This is a genomic window from Collinsella sp. AM33-4BH (assembly GCF_003469205.1).
Classification (GTDB): domain Bacteria; phylum Actinomycetota; class Coriobacteriia; order Coriobacteriales; family Coriobacteriaceae; genus Collinsella.
On sequence record NZ_QSIN01000003.1, the window covers coordinates 56,726 to 78,797 of the forward strand.

The window sequence follows — 22,072 nt, forward strand, 5'->3', positions numbered from 1 at the left end:
AGAAAATAAAACCGCAGGTAGAGCCCTTGCGAAAAAGCCATATGCTCGCACTATTGCAAAAAGTCTACTCACTTAGCTAGCGCCTGCACCAAACGGCTGAGCAGAACGCCCATTTCCTGCATTTTCTCGCGCGCTGGCATCCCGCGCCGCCGCTACGCCATAATGGATGGCGGACAAACGCGAGAGAAGGCAACCACATGGCACAGACCACGACAGATACCGCCGCCAGCACCGTCTCCGGCGCCGGCGCTGCCAGCTCATTCTCGGGCGGCACGGGAACCGAGGCAGAGTTCGGCTCGCTCGGCGCGCTCTCCCCCACTTGGTGGGAGCCCGAGGATGGCAGCGAGCCCGAACCGTGGCTCACGCCCGATCAGGCCTTCGAGCGCTTCTTTGAATGGACGCGCGACCGCGGTATCGAGCTGTGGGATCACCAAGAAGAGGCCCTCATGGACCTGGCCGCCGGCGATCACGTCATTTTGGGCACACCGACCGGATCGGGCAAATCACTCGTCGCGCTGGGCATGCTCTTTATGGGCATGGCGCAGGGCAAGCGCTGCTATTACACGGCCCCCATCAAGGCCTTGGTCAGCGAAAAGTTCTTCGACCTGGTACAGGTGCTCGGCCGCGATAACGTCGGTATGATCACCGGCGACACGCATATCAATACCAAAGCGCCCGTCATCTGCTGCACGGCAGAGATCCTTGCCAACGATGCACTGCGTAAGGGCGAGGACGCCGACGTGGGCTGCGTGGCCATGGACGAGTTCCACTACTTTGCCGACCCCGATCGCGGCTGGGCCTGGCAGGTGCCGCTGCTCACCCTGCCCCACACGCAATTCATGCTCATGAGCGCCACGCTCGGCGATGTCACCGCGATCGCCGCCTCACTCGAGGAGCACACCGGCGCCGCGTGCGATCTGGTCGTCGATGCCCCACGCCCCGTGCCGCTGAGCTACGACTACGTGACGACCTCGCTCGAGGGCACCGTCGAGCTCGCAATGCGCCGCGGCGAGGCCCCGCTCTACATCGTGCACTTTAGCCAGGACGCCGCACTTGCGACGGCGCAATCCCTCGCCAACTTTGGTATTGCCAGCAAGGAGCAGCGCGAGGCCATCAAGGAGGCAGCCAAGGGCACGAGCTTCTCGACGGCCTTTGGCAAGATTCTTAAGCGCTTGCTCGGATGCGGCGTCGGCGTGCACCATGCCGGTATGTTGCCGCGCTATCGCCTGCTGGTCGAGCGCCTGGCGCAGCAGGGCTTGCTGCCCGTCATCTGCGGCACCGACACGCTCGGCGTCGGCATCAACGTACCCATCCACACCGTGGTGCTCACCGCGCTCACCAAGTTCGACGGCTACAAGATGCGTCGCCTGCGCGCCCGCGAGTTCCACCAGATTGCCGGTCGCGCCGGCCGCTCGGGCTTCGATACCGAGGGCATGGTAATTGCCGAGGCGCCTGAGCACGAGATCGAAAACGCCAAGCTCATGGCCAAGGCGGGCGACGACCCCAAGAAGCTCCGCAAGATTAAAAAGAAGAAGGCCCCCGAGGGCTTTGTCACCTGGAACAAGCAGACCTTTGAGCGCCTGATCGAGACGCAGCCCGAAACGCTCAAGCCGCGCCTTCGCATCACACACTCAATGGTGATTAGTGTGGTCGAGCAGGGCGGCGACGCCCGCGCCCGCGTGCACGACCTTATCGAGACAAGCCTGCAAACGCCCGAGGAAAAGGCGAAGCTCGAGGTTCGTGCCGACGAGATCTTCGCCACGCTCATCGACTCCGGCGTCGTCGTGCGCACCGAGGTGCCGCCCGCACCCGACGCTCCGGCTGACGCCGCGCCGGACATCGACTACGCACTGACGGTCGACTTGCCCGAGGACTTTGCGCTCGACCAGCCGCTCTCGCCCTTTTTGCTTGCCGCGCTGGAGCTGCTCGATCCCGAGAGCGAGACCTATACCATGGATCTGATCTCGATGGTCGAGGCCACGCTCGAGGACCCCAAACAGGTGCTGCGCGCACAGGAGCGTGCCGCGCGCGATCGCGCTATGGCCGAGATGAAGGCCGACGGCATCGAGTATGAGGAGCGCCTGGAGCGTATTCAGGACGTCACGTACGAAAAGCCGCTTGAGGACCTGCTCGACGCCGCCTTTGACAAGTACTGCCAGGAAGTACCCTGGGCAAACGACTACCAACTCTCTCCCAAGAGCGTTCTGCGCGATATGCTGGAGAGCGCGAGCGATTTTAAGGGCTACATTCAAAAGCTCGGCATCGCCCGCTCCGAGGGCATTTTGCTGCGCTACCTGGCAGAGGCTTACCGTTCGCTCGACCGCACCGTACCCATCGAGAAGCGCGACGAGCGCCTGCGCGACATTATCTCGTGGCTGGGCTTTGTGGTGCGCTCGGTCGACTCGAGCTTGGTAGACGAGTGGGAGAACGCTGGCAACCCGGCAGCCCTCGACGCCACGCCGCCGCAGGGCATCGACGAGGTCGTGGCGGACCGTCGCGGCTGCACGCTGTTGGTGCGCAACGCGCTCTTCCGCCGCGTGACTCTTGCCGCCCGCGAGCATGTGCGCGACCTGGGCGAACTCGACGACGACTGGGGCATGAGCGAGATCCGCTGGCAAAAAGCACTCGACGCTTACCACGAGCAGCACGAGGAGATTCTCACCGACGGCGACGCGCGCTCCTCTGCTATGTTCTCGATCGACGAGTCCGACGAGAAGGCGCTCCACGTGTGGCACGTGCACCAGATTTTTGCCGACGAGGACGGCGACCACGACTTTGGCATCATGGGCGATGTCGATCTGGACGCCACGCAAGACGGTGGCGAGGTCATCTTCAAGAACTACCGCGTCGGTTTTATCGAGGATTTGCTCGAGGATTAGCCAAGCATATTGGGACGAAACGAAGCGGGGCTGTTGGCAACATCGCCAGCAGCCCCGCTTTTTCACTATCCGCTATGCCTTACTCGGCATCCTCGACCTCATACGAATCCGCCTCGGCTGGCTCCTCGTTTGTCTCTGGCGCAGCCTCGCGCGCCTCGTCAAACGCTGCCTTCATGGTCTTGTTGCCCCATGTGAGCTTGCGAATGGTAAGCTCATCGGCCTTGTTGTGGGCCAAGCGTAGGTTCTCGGTGCTGCGGCGCAAGTCGTCCTTGGTCTTCTCGAGCTGCTTAATGGCGGCATCGATCTCCTTGATTGCCGACTCGAATTGCTTGCTCGCCAGGTTGTAGTTGCGCGAGAAGCCATCCTTGAACTTCTCCATCTTGGCTTCGAAGTTCGTGACATCGATATTCTGCTGTTTGTACTCCGCCAGTTCCTGCTTATAGCGAAGCGAACCCATAGCGGCGTTGCGAAGGAGCGTAATCATGGGGATGAAGAACTGCGGGCGGATCACGTACATCTTCTCATAGCGGTAACTCACGTCGACGATACCCGCGTTATAGAGGTCACTCTCGGGCTCCAGCAGGGTGCAGAGCACCGCATACTCGCAGCCTTTCTGGCGGCGATCGTGATCGAGTTTCTTAATGAAATCCTCGTTCTTGTGTTTGGTCGCGGTCTCGTCGTTCTCGTTTTTCATCTCGAACATGATCGAAATGATCTCGTTGCCGCTCGCGTCGCACTCGCGGAAGATAAAGTCGCCCTTGGTGCCCTCGGACGCATCGTTATCTTTCTCGAAGTACGCGTTGGGAAACGCCGTCATGCGCAGACGATTAAACTCGGTCTCGCAGTGCTGCTCGAGCGACTCGCCCACCATCTTGGTGGACAGGCGGACCTTCATGTCCTTAAGGCGCTCAATCTCTTCATCCTTGTAGCGAATCAGTTCCTCGTTCGCGCGCTTGGTCTGCGCAAGTTCGAGCTCGTGTGCCGCCTTGGCCTGCTCCTCGCGTGAATCGCGCACCGCCAGCTCACTCGTGAGCTTGGCGCGGGCCTCGTCACGCTCACGCTCCGCCGCGGCGACCGCCTCCGATAGGTTCATCTTGGCCGTCAGTTCCTGTTCGCGCAGCTGAGCACGCAGACCCTCGGCCTCCTGCTCGGACTGAGCCTTTGCGACGGAAAACTTCTCCTGAACCTTCGCGCGATAGTCAGCAAGCGTACGTTCGGCCTCGCTGCGAGCGGCCTCGAGCTCACGCTGCGATTCGGCCGCAGCAGCAGCAAGCGCCATCTCCTGGGCCTTGTCCGCCGCGGCGAGCCTGGCTTGCAGCTCGGCAATCTGGGCATCACGTGCGGACAGGTCGTTTTGAGCAGCATTGCGTGCCGCTGCCTCGGCAAGCTTGGCTTCATCATCTTTGCGCCCCAACTGCGCACGCAGGTTGTCGATCTCGCGCTGCAGTTCGGCATTCTCCTTTTGAGCATCGGCGCGGGCCTCAACCGCCGCGCGCTGGCTTGCACTCTCGCGCTCTGCAGTAGCGCCTTCGAGCTTGGCGCGCAGCTCGGCAAGCTCGGCATCGCGCTTGGCGACTTCTTGCGCCAGCTGTTGAGCCGCAGCGTTCTTCTGCTCTACGAGCTCAGCGTCGCGCTGAGACTCTGCCTTTTGCAAGGCAGCCGTCGAACGCGAACGCTCAAGCTCCAGCGCCTGCTCGCCCTCGCGCTGGACCGCCTTCACACGCTCATCAAGATCGCGCGAGAACTCGGCATCGCGCACCTGTTTGACGATATCTGCATAGCCGGACGCATCGCCCTTAAACACTTCGCCGCAATGCGGGCACTTGATCTCGTTCATGGCAGCTCCTCGATGGACGCAAATTTCAACCGCCTACACTCTACCGCGCCGCACGGACAAAAAAGACGCCGCCGCCATAATGGCAACGGCGCCAGAACCACCACAAAGGCGACTGTCCCCTTTGTGGTGACTTGGGTCCTTACAGGTCGCGGTAGTCGATCAGGCGAAGATCAGGTTGAGACTCAAGCCAAGTGCGAAGCTCGGGGTCGATCAGCGCATCGACTTCCTTGGTGCGGTCGGTCGTGAGCGAGCTGTTCTCCAGGATAAAACGATCGAGATAGCCCGGATGGCACACAAAGACGACCGTCTCGCCGTCCACCATCTCGCGAACCGTCTGCATGATTGCCTCTTTGGGCTCGTAGCCCGGCTCCATCGAGCGCATCACCATGCGCAGATCAGTATCTCCGCAATGCACCACAGCCGCGGGGTCGAAGCTCGCCTTTTGCTCCTTAAGGCCCAGCTCCTGAGCAACCGCCGAGATCGCTCGGTTAAGGTTTTTGCTCATGACGGCATGGGCCTCAAAGTAATCGGGCTCGCGGCCCACGATCTCGACAAAGCGGTCATGCTGCGCGCGGATCTCGATGCAGGCCTCGTCGAAGTCTATCAACTCCTCGCCGCGCTTAAAATGATCGCGGAAGGTACGGCTGCTATGGAACTCGCCGTTCTCGTTGAGCATGCTCGGAATGAGCGCCGGGTCGGCACACGGCTTGCCCAGGCACACGTTGGTGTGCTGACCCACCGCAATGCCGACATCCGCCACGAGCGACCAGCCACGCTCGGCCTCGGGCATATTGGGCATAAGTCCCGCCGAGCGCACCAGGCCCTCATTGATACTGCGGGCAATCCCCAGGTTAACGGCATACGAATAACCGATATCGTCGGCACGAATGAGCAATTGCTTCATATTGACCCCCATCTACGGAAAGGGACACTTGAAGCGCAGCCAAGTGCCCCAGATAATTGTCCTACCGAACGGATGCTTTAGGCTTTGGCGGCAGCAGCGTCTTCGTCGAGCTGCTCCTTGGTAAAGCCAAAGAAGTAGGCGATGGCAGCGGCGGCAACAAATGCAGTGCCCGATGCAACGCAGCCCCATACGAGATTAGCAGTTCCGCCTGCAACATAACCTGTAATACCAAGGATATTAGTTGCGCCCAAAACATACGTGGTCACATTAGTGAGAGCCGCGATCAGGCCGCCGATAGCGCCGCCCGCGACCATGGCACCCAGGCAGCGAGTATACTTAAAGCCGCAGCCATACAGCGCGGGCTCCGTCACGCCACCGACAATGCCGGAGAGCGAGAAACCAAGCATAGCGCCCTTTTCGTCGACCTCCTTAAGGCGCAGGAAGGCACCGAAGGCCATGCCCCACGTGGCGAACTGAGCGATAGCACCCGCGACCATAACGCAGGAGTCAGACCCTGAGGTGAGCACCTGCACAATGCCGAGGGCAATCAGAACCTGGTGCATACCGGTCATAACCAGGAACTCCCAAAGCGCAGCAATGGCGACGAGGGAGAGGATCGTGACGATGCCGCCAGCGTTTCCGAGGCCGAACATAAAGTTGCCGACCAGGTCGCCCAGAATGGAACCAATCGGAGCTAGGGCGCACAGGGAAACGGGGGTCATCACAGCCATGGTGCACACGGGCACAAACACCGTGGAGAGCATGTCGGGGATGATCTTCTTCATGAACTTCTCGACGACCATCAGCACCGGCATAGACAGCAGCATGGGGAGCACGGTCGCAGAATAGTTGTTCAGCTGAGCCGGGAGCGCGCCGTAAACCATCGTGGTCGTAGCACCCGAATCCGCCGCAGCGTTGACCAGCGTCATGAACTCAGGGGCAATGAGCACGCCGCCGAGCATCATGCCGAGCGGCTGGCTGCAGCCGAGCTGCTTTGCGGCAGCCCAACCCAGATAAACAGGGAGGAAATAATAGCCTGCGTTGTAAATCCAGTTGTAGAAGAAGTTGTAGATGTCGGAATCAGCAGACCAGATACCGAGCATGCCGTCGCCGCAAAGTACGGCAAGTGTGCGGAACATGGCGGCGCCCATGATAATGGGGATCGTCATGCACATTGTCTTGGACAGGTAGTTAAGGGCCTTCTTGCCCGCAGTCTTGACCGTCAGTGGCTCCTTGATGCCGTCATCGAGGTTCTCGTCAATGGAGCCTTCGCCCTTGACGCCCAGCGCAATGGCGGCGTCATAGACCTTCGGCACGTTCTGGCCAATGATGACCTGATACTGGCCGCCAGACCACTGTGCACCCAGCACGCCCTTGATCTTCTTTACTTCATCGTCATTGGGAATGGACTGATCCTTGAGGTTCAGACGCAGGCGGGTCATGCAGTGCGTCGCGTTCGTCACATTGGAGGCGCCGCCGACGGCAGCAAGCACGTCCTCGGCAATCTTCTTGTTATCGACAGCCATGTCGAATCCCTTCTCTTCCAACTAAAGGCCGTGGGACTTCACGGCACCAAGACGCACAATTCCGCTCGCGCCTGCGCAGCGCGCGACATCAGTTGGCAAGAGATTGATTTGCATGTGATTCCCGGGTGGATCGACATGAAAAAGCCCCGCGCACAACCGACAGAGACCCAATTATGGCCTCGGCAGAATCGGTAGTGCCTCTCGGAGCTGCGCCGTGAGTAACACCCAACACACGGCGAGTATATGCGGCAGATGCGTTCGTTGCGGCTCAGATTACCGACGAACGGTAGCAAACGACCCGCGAACGGTCACCATGACGGAAAGGAAATACCAGAGAGCCTATTTATCCGAGTGGACAGAAGCCACGCGATTCACATGCATGATCAGATAGACGAGCTCCTCTTGGGCCAATGGCTCGCCAAAGGTCTCTTGAATCAGATCGTCGACACGGTGAGCGCAACGCGATGCCGCCGGATACTGCTCCACGAGCACGTCGTAAAGACCGGAGTTCTCGGTATCGATCGGCTCTTTCTTTGCCACGCGGTCGAGCAGATAGCGCACATGAGTGGCAAAGCGGGCAAAGGCGAACGACGAGCGATCGACCGTCACACCCAACTCTTCTTGAATAATCGCGACCGTCATATCGAGCAGTCGCTCCTCGTGCTGCTCGGCAAGCACGCGCCGCTCGCTCGGCTTAACCGATGCGTTGACAATCGACATGGCAATGCCCGCGGCCTCGCTTCGGGGCATGCGCACATGAAAGCTCTTCTGGATACCGCGAACAGCCAGCTCGCCCAAGCGGTATTCGATGGGATGCAGCTGCTCAAGATCGCGCTCAAGCGGCAACGACACCACCATGTGTTCGCGGGCACGCTTAATGGCAAACTGAATATGGTCTGCCAATGTAATGGGAAGGTTAGGACTCAATTCGTACGAAAGCTGTCCGGTCGCGATATCGGCCAGCTGAGCAGAAAACTCCAGCACCTCGGGATCGACCTCATCGATAAACGCCAGGTACTTTGAATCAATGCCGTAAAAGGTACGCGTGATGACATCCAGGTCGACCTCATGCGGCATATCGCCAAAGCCGATACCACGACCCAGCGCGATAAGCTGACGCCCCGCGCCGTCTTCGCAGATGGCAGCGTTATGGTTAATGCGCTGGATAGCCCTCATGGATTCATCGCTCCTACTGAAACGCGCCGCACAGACCATCCGCGCGGCGCGTTCATTCTACCTGCACTTACAGCTACAGTCCAAAGAAGCCTAGGATTTGGTCACGGCTTACGGGCTTGTACTCGTTGGCATCGAGGCCGACATCATAGCGAAAGATGGGGCGCTCGCGATCGCGGTTGCGCGCGTTGGTGCGGTCTCCCCTGCTGTGGATATGCCCGTGCAACATGATGGCGCCACGCGCCTTGCCGTTCCAGCTGAGCATGGGGTAATGGCTCATTACCAGGCGATGGCCCTTAGCGTAACCGGGGGCGACCTCCAGATAATCGCGCACCTCATCCCAAATGTGCGGCGCGTCTGGATCTTCCCAGTCGCCGTCATGGTTACCGCAGATGAGCGTTACGTTCTGACATTCGATGCGCTCGCGCAGGCGCACCGCCTCCACCATGGGCAATCGATACGTAAAGTCTCCCAGGACATAAAGGCGGTCGTCCACAGCCACGCACTCGTTGATGGCATCGATGACACGGCGGTTCATCTCCTCGACCGAGTCAAACGGTCGATCCATGTCGTGCAGGATATTCGTATCGCCCAGGTGCAGGTCGGCGGTAAACCACATCATCGTCTCTGTCCTCATTTCGCAACGCGTATAAGACCTGTCTAGTATACAGACGCAGCGATGCGACAATTACCCAAAGAGCCCACCGAACAGACCTCGGCGGCGCTTGTCCTTTTTATTCGAACCTTTACCCCGGGCGTTCTTATCCTTTTGCTTTTTGCGGTCCTGCTCCAACTCATCGTCATCGAGCAGCGAATCCCACTCAAACGGATCGTCTACCAGATTGAACAGGTCATCGTCATCAAACATGACCGCCTCCATCACCGATTAGCGAGTATCCACCACATAGTTGAGAAGTCTACGGGTTCGTGCGGACACAAATTCACCCCATCCGTGTCTTTCAATCGTTTGCCGCAACGCTTGCGCAACGGAACGCTTGCAGATAAGATAGGAACACGGATGGCACCCGTGACAGCGGGTCTTGCCAACTCCGATACACGTTTTCATCGTGAGAAATGGCCGTCTTCGCTTACGCGGGGACGGCCACTTTGTTTATCCCTATGTCATCTGATTCTAATGCACAAACATGCGCACGAACTTGTGCTTCCAGCTTGCGTAAGGAGCATAGCGGAATGGCACGTCGAGCCAGGTTGCCTTGTTCACGATGCTCTTCTTGTGACTAAACGTATCGAAGCTCTCGCGGCCATGGTACTGCCCCATACCGCTCGCACCCATGCCGCCGAAGCCCATATGGCTCGTAGCCAAGTGCATGATCGTGTCGTTAACGCAGCCGCCGCCAAAGGGCACGTAGCGCACAAAGCGCTCCTGAACTGCGCGATCCTGGCTAAAGATATACAGAGCCAGCGGCGTCGGACGATCTGCAATAAACGCCTCGGCCTCATCCAGGCTCTCAAACGTCAGCACCGGCAAGATGGGACCGAAAATCTCTTCCTGCATCACGGCGTCCTCAGGCGCCACGCCGTCTAGGATCGTCGGCTCAATCTTGAGCGACGACTCGCGCGCCGTGCCTCCCAGCACAACCTTGTCGGGGTCGATCAGCCCGCGCACGCGCGAAAAATGCTTGGCGTTGACGATATGACCGTAATCCTCGTTGTCGAGCGGATGCTCGCCAAACATGCGACGGGTCTCCTCCCTGATGAGGCCCAACAGCTCATCGTGTACGCGCGTATCGACCAGCAGGTAGTCGGGCGCCACGCAGGTCTGCCCCACGTTGAGCCATTTACCAAAGGCGATGCGCCGTGCCGCGACTTTTAAGTTTGCCGTGGCATCCACAATGCAGGGGCTCTTTCCGCCCAGCTCAAGCGTCACGGGCGTCAGGTTTTTACTTGCGCGCTCCATGACGAGCTTGCCGACCGGAACGCTACCGGTAAAGAAAATCTTGTCCCAGCTCTCGTCGAGCAGCGCCTCATTCTCGGCACGCCCGCCTTCGACGACCGTCACCAGGCGCGGATCAAATGCTTCCTCGCAAATCTGCCTGAGCACCGCGCTCGATGCCGGAGCATAGGCACTCGGCTTGATGACCACGGTATTGCCCGCGGCAAGGGCGCCGGCAAGCGGCTCGAGCGTTAGCAAAAACGGGTAGTTCCAGGGCGCCATAATGAGCGTGACGCCATAGGGCACGGCTTGCGTTTTGCACACACTCACGGCGTTGGCGAGGTCACACGGACGCAGGCGCGGACGGCTCCATCGAGCCACATGCGCAATCTGATGACGAATCTCGGAAAGCGAGGTGCCGATCTCACACATATAGGCCTCGTCATGCGACTTTCCCAAATCGGTCTTGAGCGCATGGGCAATATCGGTCTCGTGTGCCCGCACCGCCTCGCGCAGGCGCACGAGGGCGCGACGTCGAGCATCGACATCAAACGTGGCGCGCGTCTTAAAGTAGGCGCGCTGTTCGCCGACAATGCGCGCGATTTCCTCGGTGTTCATGGGCCCTCCTAGTTCTCATCCTCAAACATACCACCCGCGACGACCTCGTACATACGCTCGAGCTCCAAACGGTCCATCAAAAGTGGAACGGGGTATAGCGGATTGGCCTCGGCATCGGCATGGGCCGCCATTTGCGGAATATCGGAGCGGCGAATGCCCGTCACATATTTGGGAATGCCCAAGGCGGCATTCATGCGGTCGACCCAATCGATAAAGGCCTCGGCCGCAAGACTGTCCTGCGCGTTAGCCGGCGCGATACCGGCCATGCGAGCAAGATCGGCAAGCTTGGGGGCGGCGGCGTCACCATAAGCGCGAAGCATGTGCGGCAGGATGATCGCGTTGGCCAAACCGTGCGGAATTCCGTATCGGCCGCCCAGACTGTGCGCGATGGCATGCACGTATCCGACATAGGAGCGGGTAAATGCAACACCCGCTTTATACGCCGCCGAAAGCATATTGCGACGAGCGCGCATGTCGTCGCCATGCTCATAAGCCTCGGGCAAATTGTCGTGGATGAGCTGGACCGCCTGACGCGCCATCTTGCGCGTGTAGGGCGTGGTGCTACGGCCGATAAAGGCCTCGACGGCATGCGTCAGGGCATCCATGCCCGTCTGCCCCGTAATGGAGGCGGGCAGGCCGCGTGTAAACTCGGGGTCGTGCACCGCAAAGCGCGGGATAAGCACAAAGTCGTTAATGGGGTACTTGTAGTGCGTCTCGTCATCGGTGATAACCGCCGCGAGTGTGACTTCGCTTCCCGTACCGGCGGTAGTGGGAACCGCAATAAGCAGCGGCAGGAGACGGTGGACGCGCAACAGGCCACGCATCTTGTTGATGGGCTTATTTGGCTGTGCGATGCGTGCGCCCACACCCTTGGCGCAGTCCATGGCCGAACCGCCACCAAAGCCGATAATGGCCTGGCAGGCGCTCTCGCGATACAGGGACGCCGCTTCCTCCACGTTTGAGACCGTGGGATTCGCATGCGTTTCGGCATAGACCGTAACGCCAATCCCCTGAGCCGTAAGCGCACGCTCGAGTGATGCCGTGAGTCCCAAACGAGCAATACCAGGGTCTGTCACGATAAGGACCTTCTGGATCGAGCGCTTTTGAAGCACTGCGGGCACATCCTCGGCATGCTCCAAAATGCGCGGCTCGGTATAGGGCAGGATTGGCAATGCAATGCGAAAAACCGTCTGATATGTTCGGCACCAGGCACGACGGGCTAGATGCATAAAGGAAACTCCTTCATTTGTTGATAGGTCAACATTTGCTCGCCCGATTGTACTCAGCGGCGTCCGTATATGACTTGCAAACCGTTAATCAATCAACATCTTCACATCTCAAAATTATTTTATTAAAAATCATTCCTAATAGGCTTCACATTTGGTTGCATTTATGGATAATAGAACTCGTCAAGACGCACGTCCGGAGAGGGCCCTTACGGGACCGGACGAGCGCACAATCGCCATCGATCGAAAGGATCGAATCATGAAGTTTGTTTGCCCCGTTTGCGGTTATGTGGAAGAGTTCGACGGCGACCAGCTGCCCGAGGACTTCAAGTGCCCCCAGTGCGGCGTTCCCGGTTCTCGTTTCCTGAAGCAGGAAGAGGGTCAGCTCGAGTGGGCTGCCGAGCACGTCGTGGGCGTCGCCAAGATGGAGGGTGTCTCCGAGGACATCGTTGCTGACCTGCGCGCCAACTTTGAGGGCGAGTGCTCTGAGGTCGGTATGTACCTGGCCATGGCTCGCGTCGCTCATCGCGAGGGCTATCCCGAGATCGGCCTGTACTGGGAGAAGGCTGCCCACGAGGAGGCCGAGCACGCCGCCAAGTTCGCCGAGCTCCTGGGCGAGGTCGTGACCGACTCCACCAAGAAGAACCTCGAGATGCGCGTTGAGGCCGAGAACGGCGCCACCGCCGGCAAGACCGATCTCGCCAAGCGCGCCAAGGCCGCTGGTCTCGATGCCATCCACGACACCGTGCACGAGATGGCTCGCGACGAGGCTCGCCACGGCAAGGCTTTCGCCGGCCTGCTAAAGCGCTACTTCGGCTAAGCCAAACGCCTGAGAGACATTCTCTAGCTTTATAAGGCCCGGACCGCATGGTTCGGGCCTTTTTCGTGTCTTGCAAACCAGTTAACGTCCCAAAAATAGGACCACCTTTGACATCGGCTTCGCGTCAAAAACTAAGCGAGTAGCCTTTTGGGAACTTGTCGAGCAGACCACCCGTATTGCTTTATAAAACCGCAGGTAGATAGCTTGCCGCAAAACAATCTGGTCGCCATCACGCTAAAAGTCTACTCACTTAGATTTGCAACCGTCCATGATCGGGCCTTTTTGTGTCTAACGGGCATCTTTTTGTCGATTTCTCCCAGTTTTGACCAGTCAACGAATAGCTCAGACCGAAGTAATGCCTCGGCCCCTTGCTCCTCCAAGCTTTTATCGCGATATTCAACATCGAGCAACCTGCATACGGCCTTAACAATCGCATGGAATCTATCATCATCGGATATCTGTCCGTGTGTCAGGAGAAATACATCGTAGCCCATGGCCTGAAGCGCCGTCATGCGGTCGGCGTCACGCAAACCATCCCCGGCTCGCCCGTGTGAGCCCTTTCCTTGGCATTCAATGGCCACCTGTCGCTCTCCGTCCGGCGAAGAAAGAAGTAGGTCGATATATACACGGGACTTGCCTACAATCGCCCGAGCACTTGCGCTTAGCGCCACTTCGACATTGAGCTCTATGCCGCAAAAACCTTCGCCTCCCAATGATCGTGGCAACCCAAGCAACAAATACGTCTCAACCTCAAAAGGCGATGCGGCACCCAGTGGAACGAGATGCGATACCGCGACAAATCGCTTGCCGTAACGCATCCCACAAACATCTGAACAAAAACGGTCAAGATCTCCGTCCAAAACCAAAGCGTCGCGCCGCCACAAATTTGAGGCGGCACCGTCCTCGGACGGGCAACGTGCCCAACCAAAGGTTGCCGGAATCGCGCCCGACTCAATTGCACGCGAAAGCTCTGCCTCGAGTGCTGCTGGCAAGGCACAAACCGTAAACAAGCCGCACATCTCCGCCAATACCAAAAGCAGCTGGAGATCCGTCAGATGCCGCGACATGATGAATGCCGTCAGCAAAGGAGATGTGACCAAAAACCCATGTTCCGTTTCCAGCACGGATTCCCTGGGAAGCTCACCAAGGAACAGCCGTTGCCTAACGCTGGCAGGACAAGTCCGCTTATTTCTCGTCCCAACCAATGTATGCAACGGCAAGCCGAGCGCAACCGCAGCCGTCGGGTTACGGGCGAGGCCATATCGCTGCCGGTCTTCTTCCGGTCGTGGAAGTGGCGGACACAAAGCGAGGGCTTGAGGAGGCAAACGCCAGTACCTAAAAGCCGATATGTCACAAAGTAGATCCTTCATAGGCACAGGAAAACACGGATTTCAACCCGGGTACTCCCGCATTGGCGCGAACGTACCGAAAAGGGCGCCGAACGGACTGTTAAGTTTTCAACAGCCTTCCCCAACTGGCCAAAAGCTTGCCAAGAACTGGACGGAGTCCTGTTGAAAACCCGCTATTTCTCTCATGCGGAAGCTTTGCACAGCAAGTGAGTAGGCTTTTTGGAAACTCCCGAGCAGGCAGGCCATCTTGTCTTGCAAGGCCGCAGGTAGACGACTTGCTGCAAAACGGTCTGGTCGGCATAACGCCAAAAGTCTACTCACTTAGGCTAGAGGGCACCCCCATTAGCTGTGATTCCAGGGTGTTTAGCGCATTTGGACTCAAATCGTCATACTGGACAAGGATTCGAGCCAAGTTTTTAGGGACAGATGCGCCATCGGCACACCAAAAGCAGTCACCGATATCGATATAAGGGATATTCGAGTGCATAAGTGCCCGCGTAAAAGAGCTTCCGCCCGCGCCACGCTCCGCAACCACGATGCAGTAAAGGCCCGCGTCTGCATGCTCGATCGAGACTTCCCCTGCCGGAAACGCCTTTCGCACAAGCGCCGTCAGGCCATCACGCGCCTCGCGAGCTCGAACGCGCACGCGGTTCACATGTCGCTCGTAATCACCCGATTCCAGCAAGCGAGCCAAAGCGACCTGGTCAACAGAACTCACCGACGAGGCGTAAAAACCAAGGTTGCGCCTAAACCGTTCCATCAGCTCATCAGGCAGGACCATATACGCCAAACGCAGGGCCGACGACAGACTTTTTGAAAAGGTGTTGGTGTAGATGACCGATTGGGCGGCATCGATCGACGCGAGCGCGGGAATCGGCTTGCCGGCAAGGCGAAACTCACAATCAAAGTCATCTTCGATGAGATACCGGTCCGGCTGCTCGGCGGCCCAGCTCAGCAGGGCATAGCGACGCGCAATGCTCGTCACAAGGCCGGTCGGATATTGGTGAGACGGCATCAGGTGAAGGACATCCGCCCCGGTTTTCTGCAGAGCGCTCAGGTCCACGCCGTCGTCATCCAACGGGATATGTCGTACTTGGCAGCCCATAGCCTGATAGATGCGCGTCAGGCGCAAATAGCCCGGATCCTCAACGGCATACACCTTGTCGGCTCCAAGCAACTGAACCAACATGGTATCGAGCAGCTGGGCGCCCGCACCGATAACAATGTTGTTGGGGTCGACATTCATACCCCTTATCCCGCGCAGATGGCGAGCAATTGCGCGTCGCAGCCGAGCAGTGCCCTGCGCCGGTGCGGGCGAAAAGATTTCGCGCTCATCTTCGGATGCCAGCGTCGCCCGTAGCGCGCTTTGCCAAAGCCGCGCCGCCTCCAAAGCAGAAGGAGAAAGCGCATCGAATCGCTCGACCTGTCCGTTGACATCATGCACGATGGGGCCCACAGAGACGGCATCTCGGTCGATGCCCTCCGCAGCCGAAGCCAAAACCGGTGCATCCGGAAGCTCGCAAGCGTAGTAGCCACGACGTGGCATTGAGCAAATATAGCCCTCAGCGAGTAACTGGCTATATGCATTCTCGATGGTAATAACACTGATTCCCAGATGACTGGCAAAGGCGCGCTTGGACGGCAGATGCTCCCCCGCCGTAATGCGTCCAGCTACGATATCATCTCGGATTTGCTGGTAAACATACTCATAGAGCGATGCTTCGCCGCGTTTTTCCAAATTGTAGTCAAGCATGAGTATATCACCTGACCTTATCGAGCTGTTCAATCTGGTATTAAGCTGACCTTATTATTATCTCGAAAACTGAGTATTTTGCCATGCCCAGCTCCCCGATAGGATTTTCTGTCAAGCAATGCACATGCCAACCAAGGGAGCAACCATGGCAGAACAGACCAGCAAGGCAGATCGCGTCAAACTCAATCGCGAGCTCGCGCAGATGCTCAAGGGCGGCGTCATCATGGACGTCACCACGCCCGAGCAGGCACGTATCGCCGAGGAGGCAGGCGCCTGCGCCGTCATGGCTCTCGAGCGCATCCCGGCCGACATCCGCGCCGCCGGCGGCGTGTCGCGCATGAGTGACCCCAAGATGATCAAGGGCATTCAAGAGGCCGTCTCCATCCCCGTCATGGCCAAGTGCCGCATCGGTCACATCGTCGAGGCGCAGGTCCTTCAGGCCATCGAGATCGACTACATCGATGAGTCCGAGGTTCTCTCCCCCGCCGACGATGTCTACCACATCGATAAGACCCAGTTTGACGTCCCGTTTGTCTGCGGTGCCCGCGATCTGGGCGAAGCGTTGCGCCGTGTTGCCGAGGGCGCCACAATGATTCGCACCAAGGGCGAGCCGGGCACGGGCGACGTCGTCCAAGCCGTGCGCCACATGCGCAAGATTCAAAAGCAAATCCGCGACGTTGCTGCTCTGCGCGATGACGAGCTCTTTGAGGCAGCTAAGCAACTGCAAGTTCCAGTCGAGCTTCTGCGCGAGGTCCATGCCACGGGCAAGCTTCCCGTGGTGAACTTTGCCGCCGGCGGTGTAGCAACCCCCGCGGACGCCGCGCTGATGATGCAGCTGGGTGCCGAGGGCGTCTTTGTCGGCTCGGGCATCTTTAAGAGCGGCGACCACGCCAAACGCGCCGCCGCCATCGTTAAGGCTGTGGCAAACTTCATCGACGCCAAGCTCATTGCCGAGCTTTCTGAGGACCTGGGCGAGGCCATGGTCGGTATCAACGCTGACGAGATCGAGATCATCATGGAGGAGCGCGGACGCTAGTCCGGCAGAAAGGATCGCACATGAGCGATTATGCAGGCCAGACGGTCGCCGTGCTGGCGGTCCAAGGCGCTTTTGCCGAGCACGAGGCGAGGCTGTCCGAGCTCGGCGCACGTTGTGTTGAGCTGAGGCAGGCGGCCGATTTACAACAGAACTTTGACCGCCTGGTTCTCCCCGGCGGCGAGTCCACCGTTCAGGGCAAGCTGCTTGCCGAGCTTGGCATGCTCGACGGGCTTCGCGCCCGCATTGTTGAGGGCATGCCCGTCCTGGGCACCTGCGCCGGCTTGATTCTATTGGCGCGCGATCTTGCCGCCCACGACGATAAGGGGACGCCGCGTTTGGCGACCATGGATGTACTTGTCGAGCGCAATGCCTACGGCAGACAGCTCGGCAGCTTTCGAACCAAAGGGCAAGTAGCCGGCATCGACGGTGAAGTGCCACTGACGTTTATCCGCGCACCCTGCATCGTCGAGGTCCACGGCGACGCCAAGGCCCTGGCAGAGGTCGATGGTCGCATCGTCGCCGCGCGCCAAGGCAAACAACTCGGCGTGACCTTCCACCCCGAACTCGACGACGACACCCGCCTCCACGAACTGCTCCTACAAATGTAGGCATCGAAATCAACAAACGAAACGAGAGCGGATAATCTCCCACTTCAAGCTTGGATGCAGGCTCAAACCGGGAGATTATCCACTCTCATGCTATGTAGTCATTGGGGTCGCTCTTAAACGACTACTCAAACAAGAACGTTCCCAACGACTACATTGCGATAGACAACCACGTTTGCTCAGATAAAACCGACCAAAATAAACCTGTCCCTTTTTGGCAGGTTTTGATCAAGGCAACGCCGATGTTTTGGCAACGCCAGCGAGCGCCGCCCAGGGCGAACAAGTTGGCATGAAAAAGGCAAGGCATAGACCTTCTGGTCATGCCTTGCCTTTTGAATGACAAATTGTCGCCCTGGGTGGCGCGCAGCGTCAACTAGTTACGCGGTTCGTAGAACCGCGTAACCCCTAAAAGCGGTTGCCGCGGAAGCCGCCACCGTTGCGGCCGCCACGATCGCCACCGCGACCGCCGCGGTCGTTACCACGGTTGCCGCCGAAGCCGCCACGGTTGCCACCGCGATCGCCATAGCCACCACGGTTGCCACCAAAGCCGCCGCGACCGCCACGGTCGCCGCCACGGTCACCAAAGCCGCCACGGCCACCGCGATCGCCACCGCGACCGCCGCGGTCACCACCACGGCCACCGCGATCGCCAAAGCCGCCGCGAGGACCGCGGTCCTCGTCCAGGCCCATGGCGACGAGCGGAGCGATAACCTTATCGAGAGCGGCCATCAGCTCGGTGGCCTCCTCGTAAGAAAGCTCAGGCAGGAGCTTCTCCTTCTTGTTGGCAAGCTCGACCAGGCCCTCAGCGGCATCCTCGGCAGCGAAGACGACGATCTTGCGCATATCGCCCTCGGCGTCGTCGATGCGGCCGACCAGATCGGCAGCCTCGGCCTCGGCCATCAGGCCATCGAGCTCACGAAGGCGCATGCCCAGCAGGTCGGACATCTCCTTCTGCTCCATCTTGGGCTTGAGGTCAAGAAGCTTGATGGCGCGCTCGATGTTCGCCATGCGCTCAGCCTTGGCCTCCTCCTCCTTGGAAATAGCAAAGCGACGGCTGCGCAGCAGGCGGGCGGCCTTCTGCATCTTGTCCATCAGCTCTTCGTCATCGTAATCAGCGGCGGCCTTGACAACCTCGGCCTCCTCGGCGGAAACCTCGTCAGCAGCCTCAACCTCGGCAGCTTCGGTCTCCACGGTCTCGACTGCCTCGACCTCGGCAGCCATGGTCTCGTTCTCGGTCTCGTTCATGATCTCTTCGTTCTCAGACATGAGACTCCTTCTTGGCCCTCTCGGGCATCATCGCCCCATTCGCGGGGCCCGTCGCGCACTCTTTGCGCTTTAAACATTCATGCCTCTCGGCAAAACGTCCATTAGTTTATGGTGTCGCCATCCAATCTAGCTGCAGAATCTATGTGCACACATTAATGCGACATGTGCGACTCGCGGCGAGCGTACACCAGCGACACCGCGAACCCGACAACGGCAATCACGGCCGCCACGCGCACGGCGGCTGCAAATCCGATCGCCTGGGCAACGTCCGCCGCAACGCCAGCGGCGCCGGCAACCGCCGCAGAACTCGAGAGCAGGCCGATAAACAGGGACGGGCCAAACGACGCGGCAATCATGTTCCACGTGTTGAGCAATGCCGTTCCGTGAGGATGCTCAGCGGCGGGCAACGTCTCCAGGCCGGCCGTCTGCGAGGGGCTCAGCACCAAACCGACACCGGCATACACCACAACAGTCAGCGCCACGACAATACCAATGTTCATGCTTGCCGCGGTCATCGAAATTGCAGCCTGTCCCACAGCAATCAGGGCAAAGCCGACCGGCAGCAGCGGCCACGCGCCACGGGCATCCATCACGCGTCCGCCCACAATCGAGGTCACAGCGTTGCAGGCAATCGCCGGCAAAATGAGCAAGCCCGCAACAAGTGCGGTCATGCCGTATGCGCCCTCAAAATAGAGCGGCAACAAAACACTCATCGAGAACGTTGTCATCATCGACACCACCACAAGCAGGCACGCAGGCCAAAAACGAACGCTCGCCATGGGACGCACGTTGAGCACCGGATGCTCGAGCTTGAGCTGACGAACCGCAAACAGGCCGAGTAGCACAACGGCGGCGAAAAGCGTCACGATACCGGCAATCAGATTGGTCGAGAACTCGCCTACGGAATACACAAATGCCGTAATGCCGGCAGCGAGCAAAACAACCGACAGAATATCAAGCGTGAAGTTCGAGCGCTTTCCGACATTCCGAACGAGCCTTGCGCCCGCAGCGGCGACCACGACACCGCCCACCAGTGGCACTACGAACACTGCCCTCCAGCCAAACAAGGTGCACATAAGACCACTGATCACGGGTCCAAACGCCGGCCCCAGCGTAATGCAGGCACCGCCCAGGCTCAGATACAGACCGAGTTTCTCGCGCGGGGCGCAAGATAGCACCACATTCATCATGAGCGGAAACAAGATACCCGATCCCGCAGCCTGCAAAATACGACTTGGCAGCAAAACGGCAAACGACGGGGCGACCAGGCACAGGACTTCGCCGGCGACCATGCATCCGCATGCGAAAAACAGCAGCTTGCGCGTCGAGAAACGACCGGACAGATAGGCCATGATGGCCGTAAAGATCGATGTCACGATCATGTAGCCCGAAACTAGCCACTGCGCCGTGGTGGCACCCACCGAAAAGGCCGCCATGATATCGTGCAGTGCCACGTTAATGATGTTCTCGTTAAACGCGGCAACAAAGGCTGCAATATACATTACGACGAGAAACGCCGAAGTGGCCGATGGCGTTGCTTGAACTTGTTGCTGAGATTTGCTCCCCATGCATTTCCTTCCTCTTGGAACAACAGTCACATCGCCCCAGAGGAACAGTCCAGGGCGAGCATGAGCCCTAGACTTACGTCAGACGCCGCACGCGACGGATCCGACAACATGGTCCAACGTTGAAAGATTGTAACGCTGACGCGCAGCTTTCCTTCCGCGCTATTATTAAAAGTTCACGAAAGCACGAGACATGAGGAGCCCGCCATGATTAAGCCCATCATGAAATCCGAGTTCTTTTTGCGCCTGCCTTCCGAAGACGCGGGACCCGACGATGCCGCGACCGGGCAGGACCTCCTGGATACGCTCCATGAGCATGAGCACGAGTGCGTGGGCCTTGCCGCCAACATGATTGGCGTGCGCAAACGCATCATCTGCGTAAAGGACGGCAACAGGGCGCTGCTGATGTACAACCCTCAAATTCTTGAGCAGGTCAATTCCTATCAGACGAGCGAAGGATGTCTCTCGCTTTCCGGCGAGCGCCCCTGTACTCGCTATCGCCGCATTAAGGTTGAGTATTTGGACGAGAATTTCGTCCACCTCATCAAAAACTTCTCGGGCTACACCGCCGAAATCATCCAACACGAAATCGACCACTGCCAAGGAATCGTGATCTAGGTTACTTGCCGACATGAGGGAACCGGAGGCTACCCTATGGATATCAGCCGTTTTGGTGAGTTCGCCATCTTGGCGCAGTCGCGTACGTTTCTCGATGCGGCGGAGCTGCTCTTCATGTCGCAGTCGACTCTCTCCAAGCACATTATGGCAATGGAGCGCGAGCTCGGCTGTAATCTCATCGATCGGAGTCAACGCCACGTTACGCTCACCGCGCAAGGCGAAGCGCTCCTCCCCTATGCACAAAAGATAGCGACGCTCCAGCATCGCTATCTCGCTGCCATCCAGATAGCCGCAGATGAACCACTCGAACGCATCACCGTGGGCTCCATCCCCATCATGGCTCCCTATGGAATCACGGACGCCGTCATCGATTTCCAGCAGGCGAACCCCTCGTATTCCGTTGAGCTCATCGAGGGCGAAGGCAGCGCACTCAAGCAGATGCTCTTGCGCGAGGACATCGACCTCGCCTTCATCCGCGACGGCGGCGTCATCGAGCCGGAGTTTAAAAAAATCCCCTTTACAACCGACCGGCTCGTGGCCGTTATCCCGCTCGACCATCCACTCGCCAAGCGCAACGCCATCGAGATCGACGACCTTATCGATGAGAATTTCCTTATGCTTCCCCAAGGCTCGTTCGTGAGCGAACTCACCCTCTCCCTTTGCCGCAAGGCAGGATTCAGCCCACGTGTCACGTTTACCGGCAAACGGGCAGAAAACATCATCTCGCTTGTCGCGCGCGATGCCGGCGTCTCGCTGCTCATGCGCAAGCCTGCCGAATCACTCGCCGGCGGCAAGGTGGCCCTCGTGCCGCTCGAGCCTGCAACGACCTCCGAGGTCAGGCTCTACCTCAAACGGAGCGCTGCGTACTCGCAAGCCGTCGTCTCGTTTATCGGCTTTCTCCCCTATCGCCAGCTTCTACAGGGCGGCCGCATGACCTCCGAAGCGCCGCAGTCGTCGTAATCCCAGCACACACCGCCACTTTTGAGATGCCCCACAAACCAAC

The 22,072-nt window shown here is 58.9% G+C and carries 18 protein-coding genes; 6 read left to right on the forward strand and 12 right to left on the reverse strand.

The window, feature by feature from the left end; genetic code table 11:
- Window positions 1-197 precede the first annotated feature (197 nt).
- Window positions 198-2,879: an RNA helicase gene (locus DW821_RS03280; RefSeq protein WP_118065545.1), complete on the forward strand. Its 2,682-nt coding sequence runs from the start codon at window positions 198-200 to the stop codon at window positions 2,877-2,879.
- Window positions 2,880-2,958: 79 nt separating this feature from the next.
- On the opposite strand, the gene DW821_RS03285 is transcribed toward DW821_RS03280, so the two are convergent.
- From DW821_RS03285 to DW821_RS03320, 8 genes are all read right to left on the reverse strand, one after another.
- Entirely contained in the window at window positions 2,959-4,716 is a 1,758-nt protein-coding gene (locus DW821_RS03285; protein WP_118065547.1) for a DUF2130 domain-containing protein, read from the reverse strand.
- Window positions 4,717-4,855: 139 nt separating this feature from the next.
- The gene (locus tag DW821_RS03290) at window positions 4,856-5,620 is read right to left on the reverse strand and encodes a ChbG/HpnK family deacetylase (protein WP_117765952.1); all 765 of its coding nucleotides are present in this window, start codon (window positions 5,618-5,620) and stop codon (window positions 4,856-4,858) included.
- Between the two features lie 77 nt (window positions 5,621-5,697).
- Window positions 5,698-7,146 carry a PTS transporter subunit EIIC gene (locus DW821_RS03295; RefSeq protein WP_117797677.1) on the reverse strand — a complete coding sequence of 483 codons (1,449 nt, stop codon included), beginning with the start codon at window positions 7,144-7,146 and terminating at the stop codon, window positions 5,698-5,700.
- 339 nt (window positions 7,147-7,485) lie between these two features.
- A complete protein-coding gene (locus tag DW821_RS03300; RefSeq protein ID WP_158551187.1) occupies window positions 7,486-8,322 on the reverse strand; it encodes a PRD domain-containing protein in 837 nt (278 codons plus the stop codon).
- 73 nt (window positions 8,323-8,395) lie between these two features.
- Window positions 8,396-8,941: a metallophosphoesterase gene (locus DW821_RS03305; RefSeq protein WP_233545900.1), complete on the reverse strand. Its 546-nt coding sequence runs from the start codon at window positions 8,939-8,941 to the stop codon at window positions 8,396-8,398.
- Between the two features lie 66 nt (window positions 8,942-9,007).
- Window positions 9,008-9,187, reverse strand: a complete 180-nt coding sequence (locus tag DW821_RS03310; RefSeq protein WP_118065551.1) for a hypothetical protein — start codon at window positions 9,185-9,187, stop codon at window positions 9,008-9,010.
- Between the two features lie 264 nt (window positions 9,188-9,451).
- The gene (locus DW821_RS03315; RefSeq protein ID WP_118065553.1) at window positions 9,452-10,831 is read right to left on the reverse strand and encodes an aldehyde dehydrogenase; all 1,380 of its coding nucleotides are present in this window, start codon (window positions 10,829-10,831) and stop codon (window positions 9,452-9,454) included.
- Window positions 10,832-10,839: 8 nt separating this feature from the next.
- A complete protein-coding gene (locus DW821_RS03320) occupies window positions 10,840-12,060 on the reverse strand; it encodes an iron-containing alcohol dehydrogenase (protein ID WP_118065555.1) in 1,221 nt (406 codons plus the stop codon).
- Window positions 12,061-12,313: 253 nt separating this feature from the next.
- Here DW821_RS03320 and DW821_RS03325 point away from each other — a divergent pair, with 253 nt between their 5' ends.
- Window positions 12,314-12,877: a ferritin family protein gene (locus tag DW821_RS03325; protein ID WP_070097113.1), complete on the forward strand. Its 564-nt coding sequence runs from the start codon at window positions 12,314-12,316 to the stop codon at window positions 12,875-12,877.
- Window positions 12,878-13,119: 242 nt separating this feature from the next.
- Here DW821_RS03325 and DW821_RS03330 read toward each other — a convergent pair whose 3' ends face one another.
- Window positions 13,120-14,001, reverse strand: a complete 882-nt coding sequence (locus tag DW821_RS03330; protein ID WP_117817290.1) for a hypothetical protein — start codon at window positions 13,999-14,001, stop codon at window positions 13,120-13,122.
- A 538-nt stretch (window positions 14,002-14,539) separates the two neighbouring features.
- Window positions 14,540-15,979, reverse strand: coding sequence for a PLP-dependent aminotransferase family protein (locus DW821_RS03335; protein WP_118065557.1), 1,440 nt, complete (start codon window positions 15,977-15,979; stop codon window positions 14,540-14,542).
- A 145-nt stretch (window positions 15,980-16,124) separates the two neighbouring features.
- On the opposite strand from DW821_RS03335, the gene pdxS reads away from it, so the two are divergent.
- Window positions 16,125-17,015 (forward strand): pyridoxal 5'-phosphate synthase lyase subunit PdxS, encoded by an 891-nt coding sequence (pdxS, locus tag DW821_RS03340; protein ID WP_118065559.1) that lies wholly within the window; start codon window positions 16,125-16,127, stop codon window positions 17,013-17,015.
- A 20-nt stretch (window positions 17,016-17,035) separates the two neighbouring features.
- A complete protein-coding gene (gene pdxT / locus DW821_RS03345; protein WP_118065561.1) occupies window positions 17,036-17,623 on the forward strand; it encodes a pyridoxal 5'-phosphate synthase glutaminase subunit PdxT in 588 nt (195 codons plus the stop codon).
- Between the two features lie 402 nt (window positions 17,624-18,025).
- On the opposite strand, the gene DW821_RS03350 is transcribed toward pdxT, so the two are convergent.
- Together DW821_RS03350 and DW821_RS03355 are read right to left on the reverse strand one after the other, a co-directional pair.
- The gene (locus DW821_RS03350) at window positions 18,026-18,886 is read right to left on the reverse strand and encodes a hypothetical protein (RefSeq protein WP_118065563.1); all 861 of its coding nucleotides are present in this window, start codon (window positions 18,884-18,886) and stop codon (window positions 18,026-18,028) included.
- Window positions 18,887-19,038: 152 nt separating this feature from the next.
- A complete protein-coding gene (locus DW821_RS03355; RefSeq protein ID WP_118065565.1) occupies window positions 19,039-20,454 on the reverse strand; it encodes an MFS transporter in 1,416 nt (471 codons plus the stop codon).
- 204 nt (window positions 20,455-20,658) lie between these two features.
- On the opposite strand from DW821_RS03355, the gene DW821_RS03360 reads away from it, so the two are divergent.
- A complete protein-coding gene (locus tag DW821_RS03360) occupies window positions 20,659-21,069 on the forward strand; it encodes a peptide deformylase (protein ID WP_117778906.1) in 411 nt (136 codons plus the stop codon).
- A 36-nt stretch (window positions 21,070-21,105) separates the two neighbouring features.
- On the forward strand, window positions 21,106-22,029 hold the full coding sequence (locus DW821_RS03365) for a LysR family transcriptional regulator (protein WP_118065567.1): 924 nt from the start codon (window positions 21,106-21,108) through the stop codon (window positions 22,027-22,029).
- Window positions 22,030-22,072 lie beyond the last annotated feature (43 nt).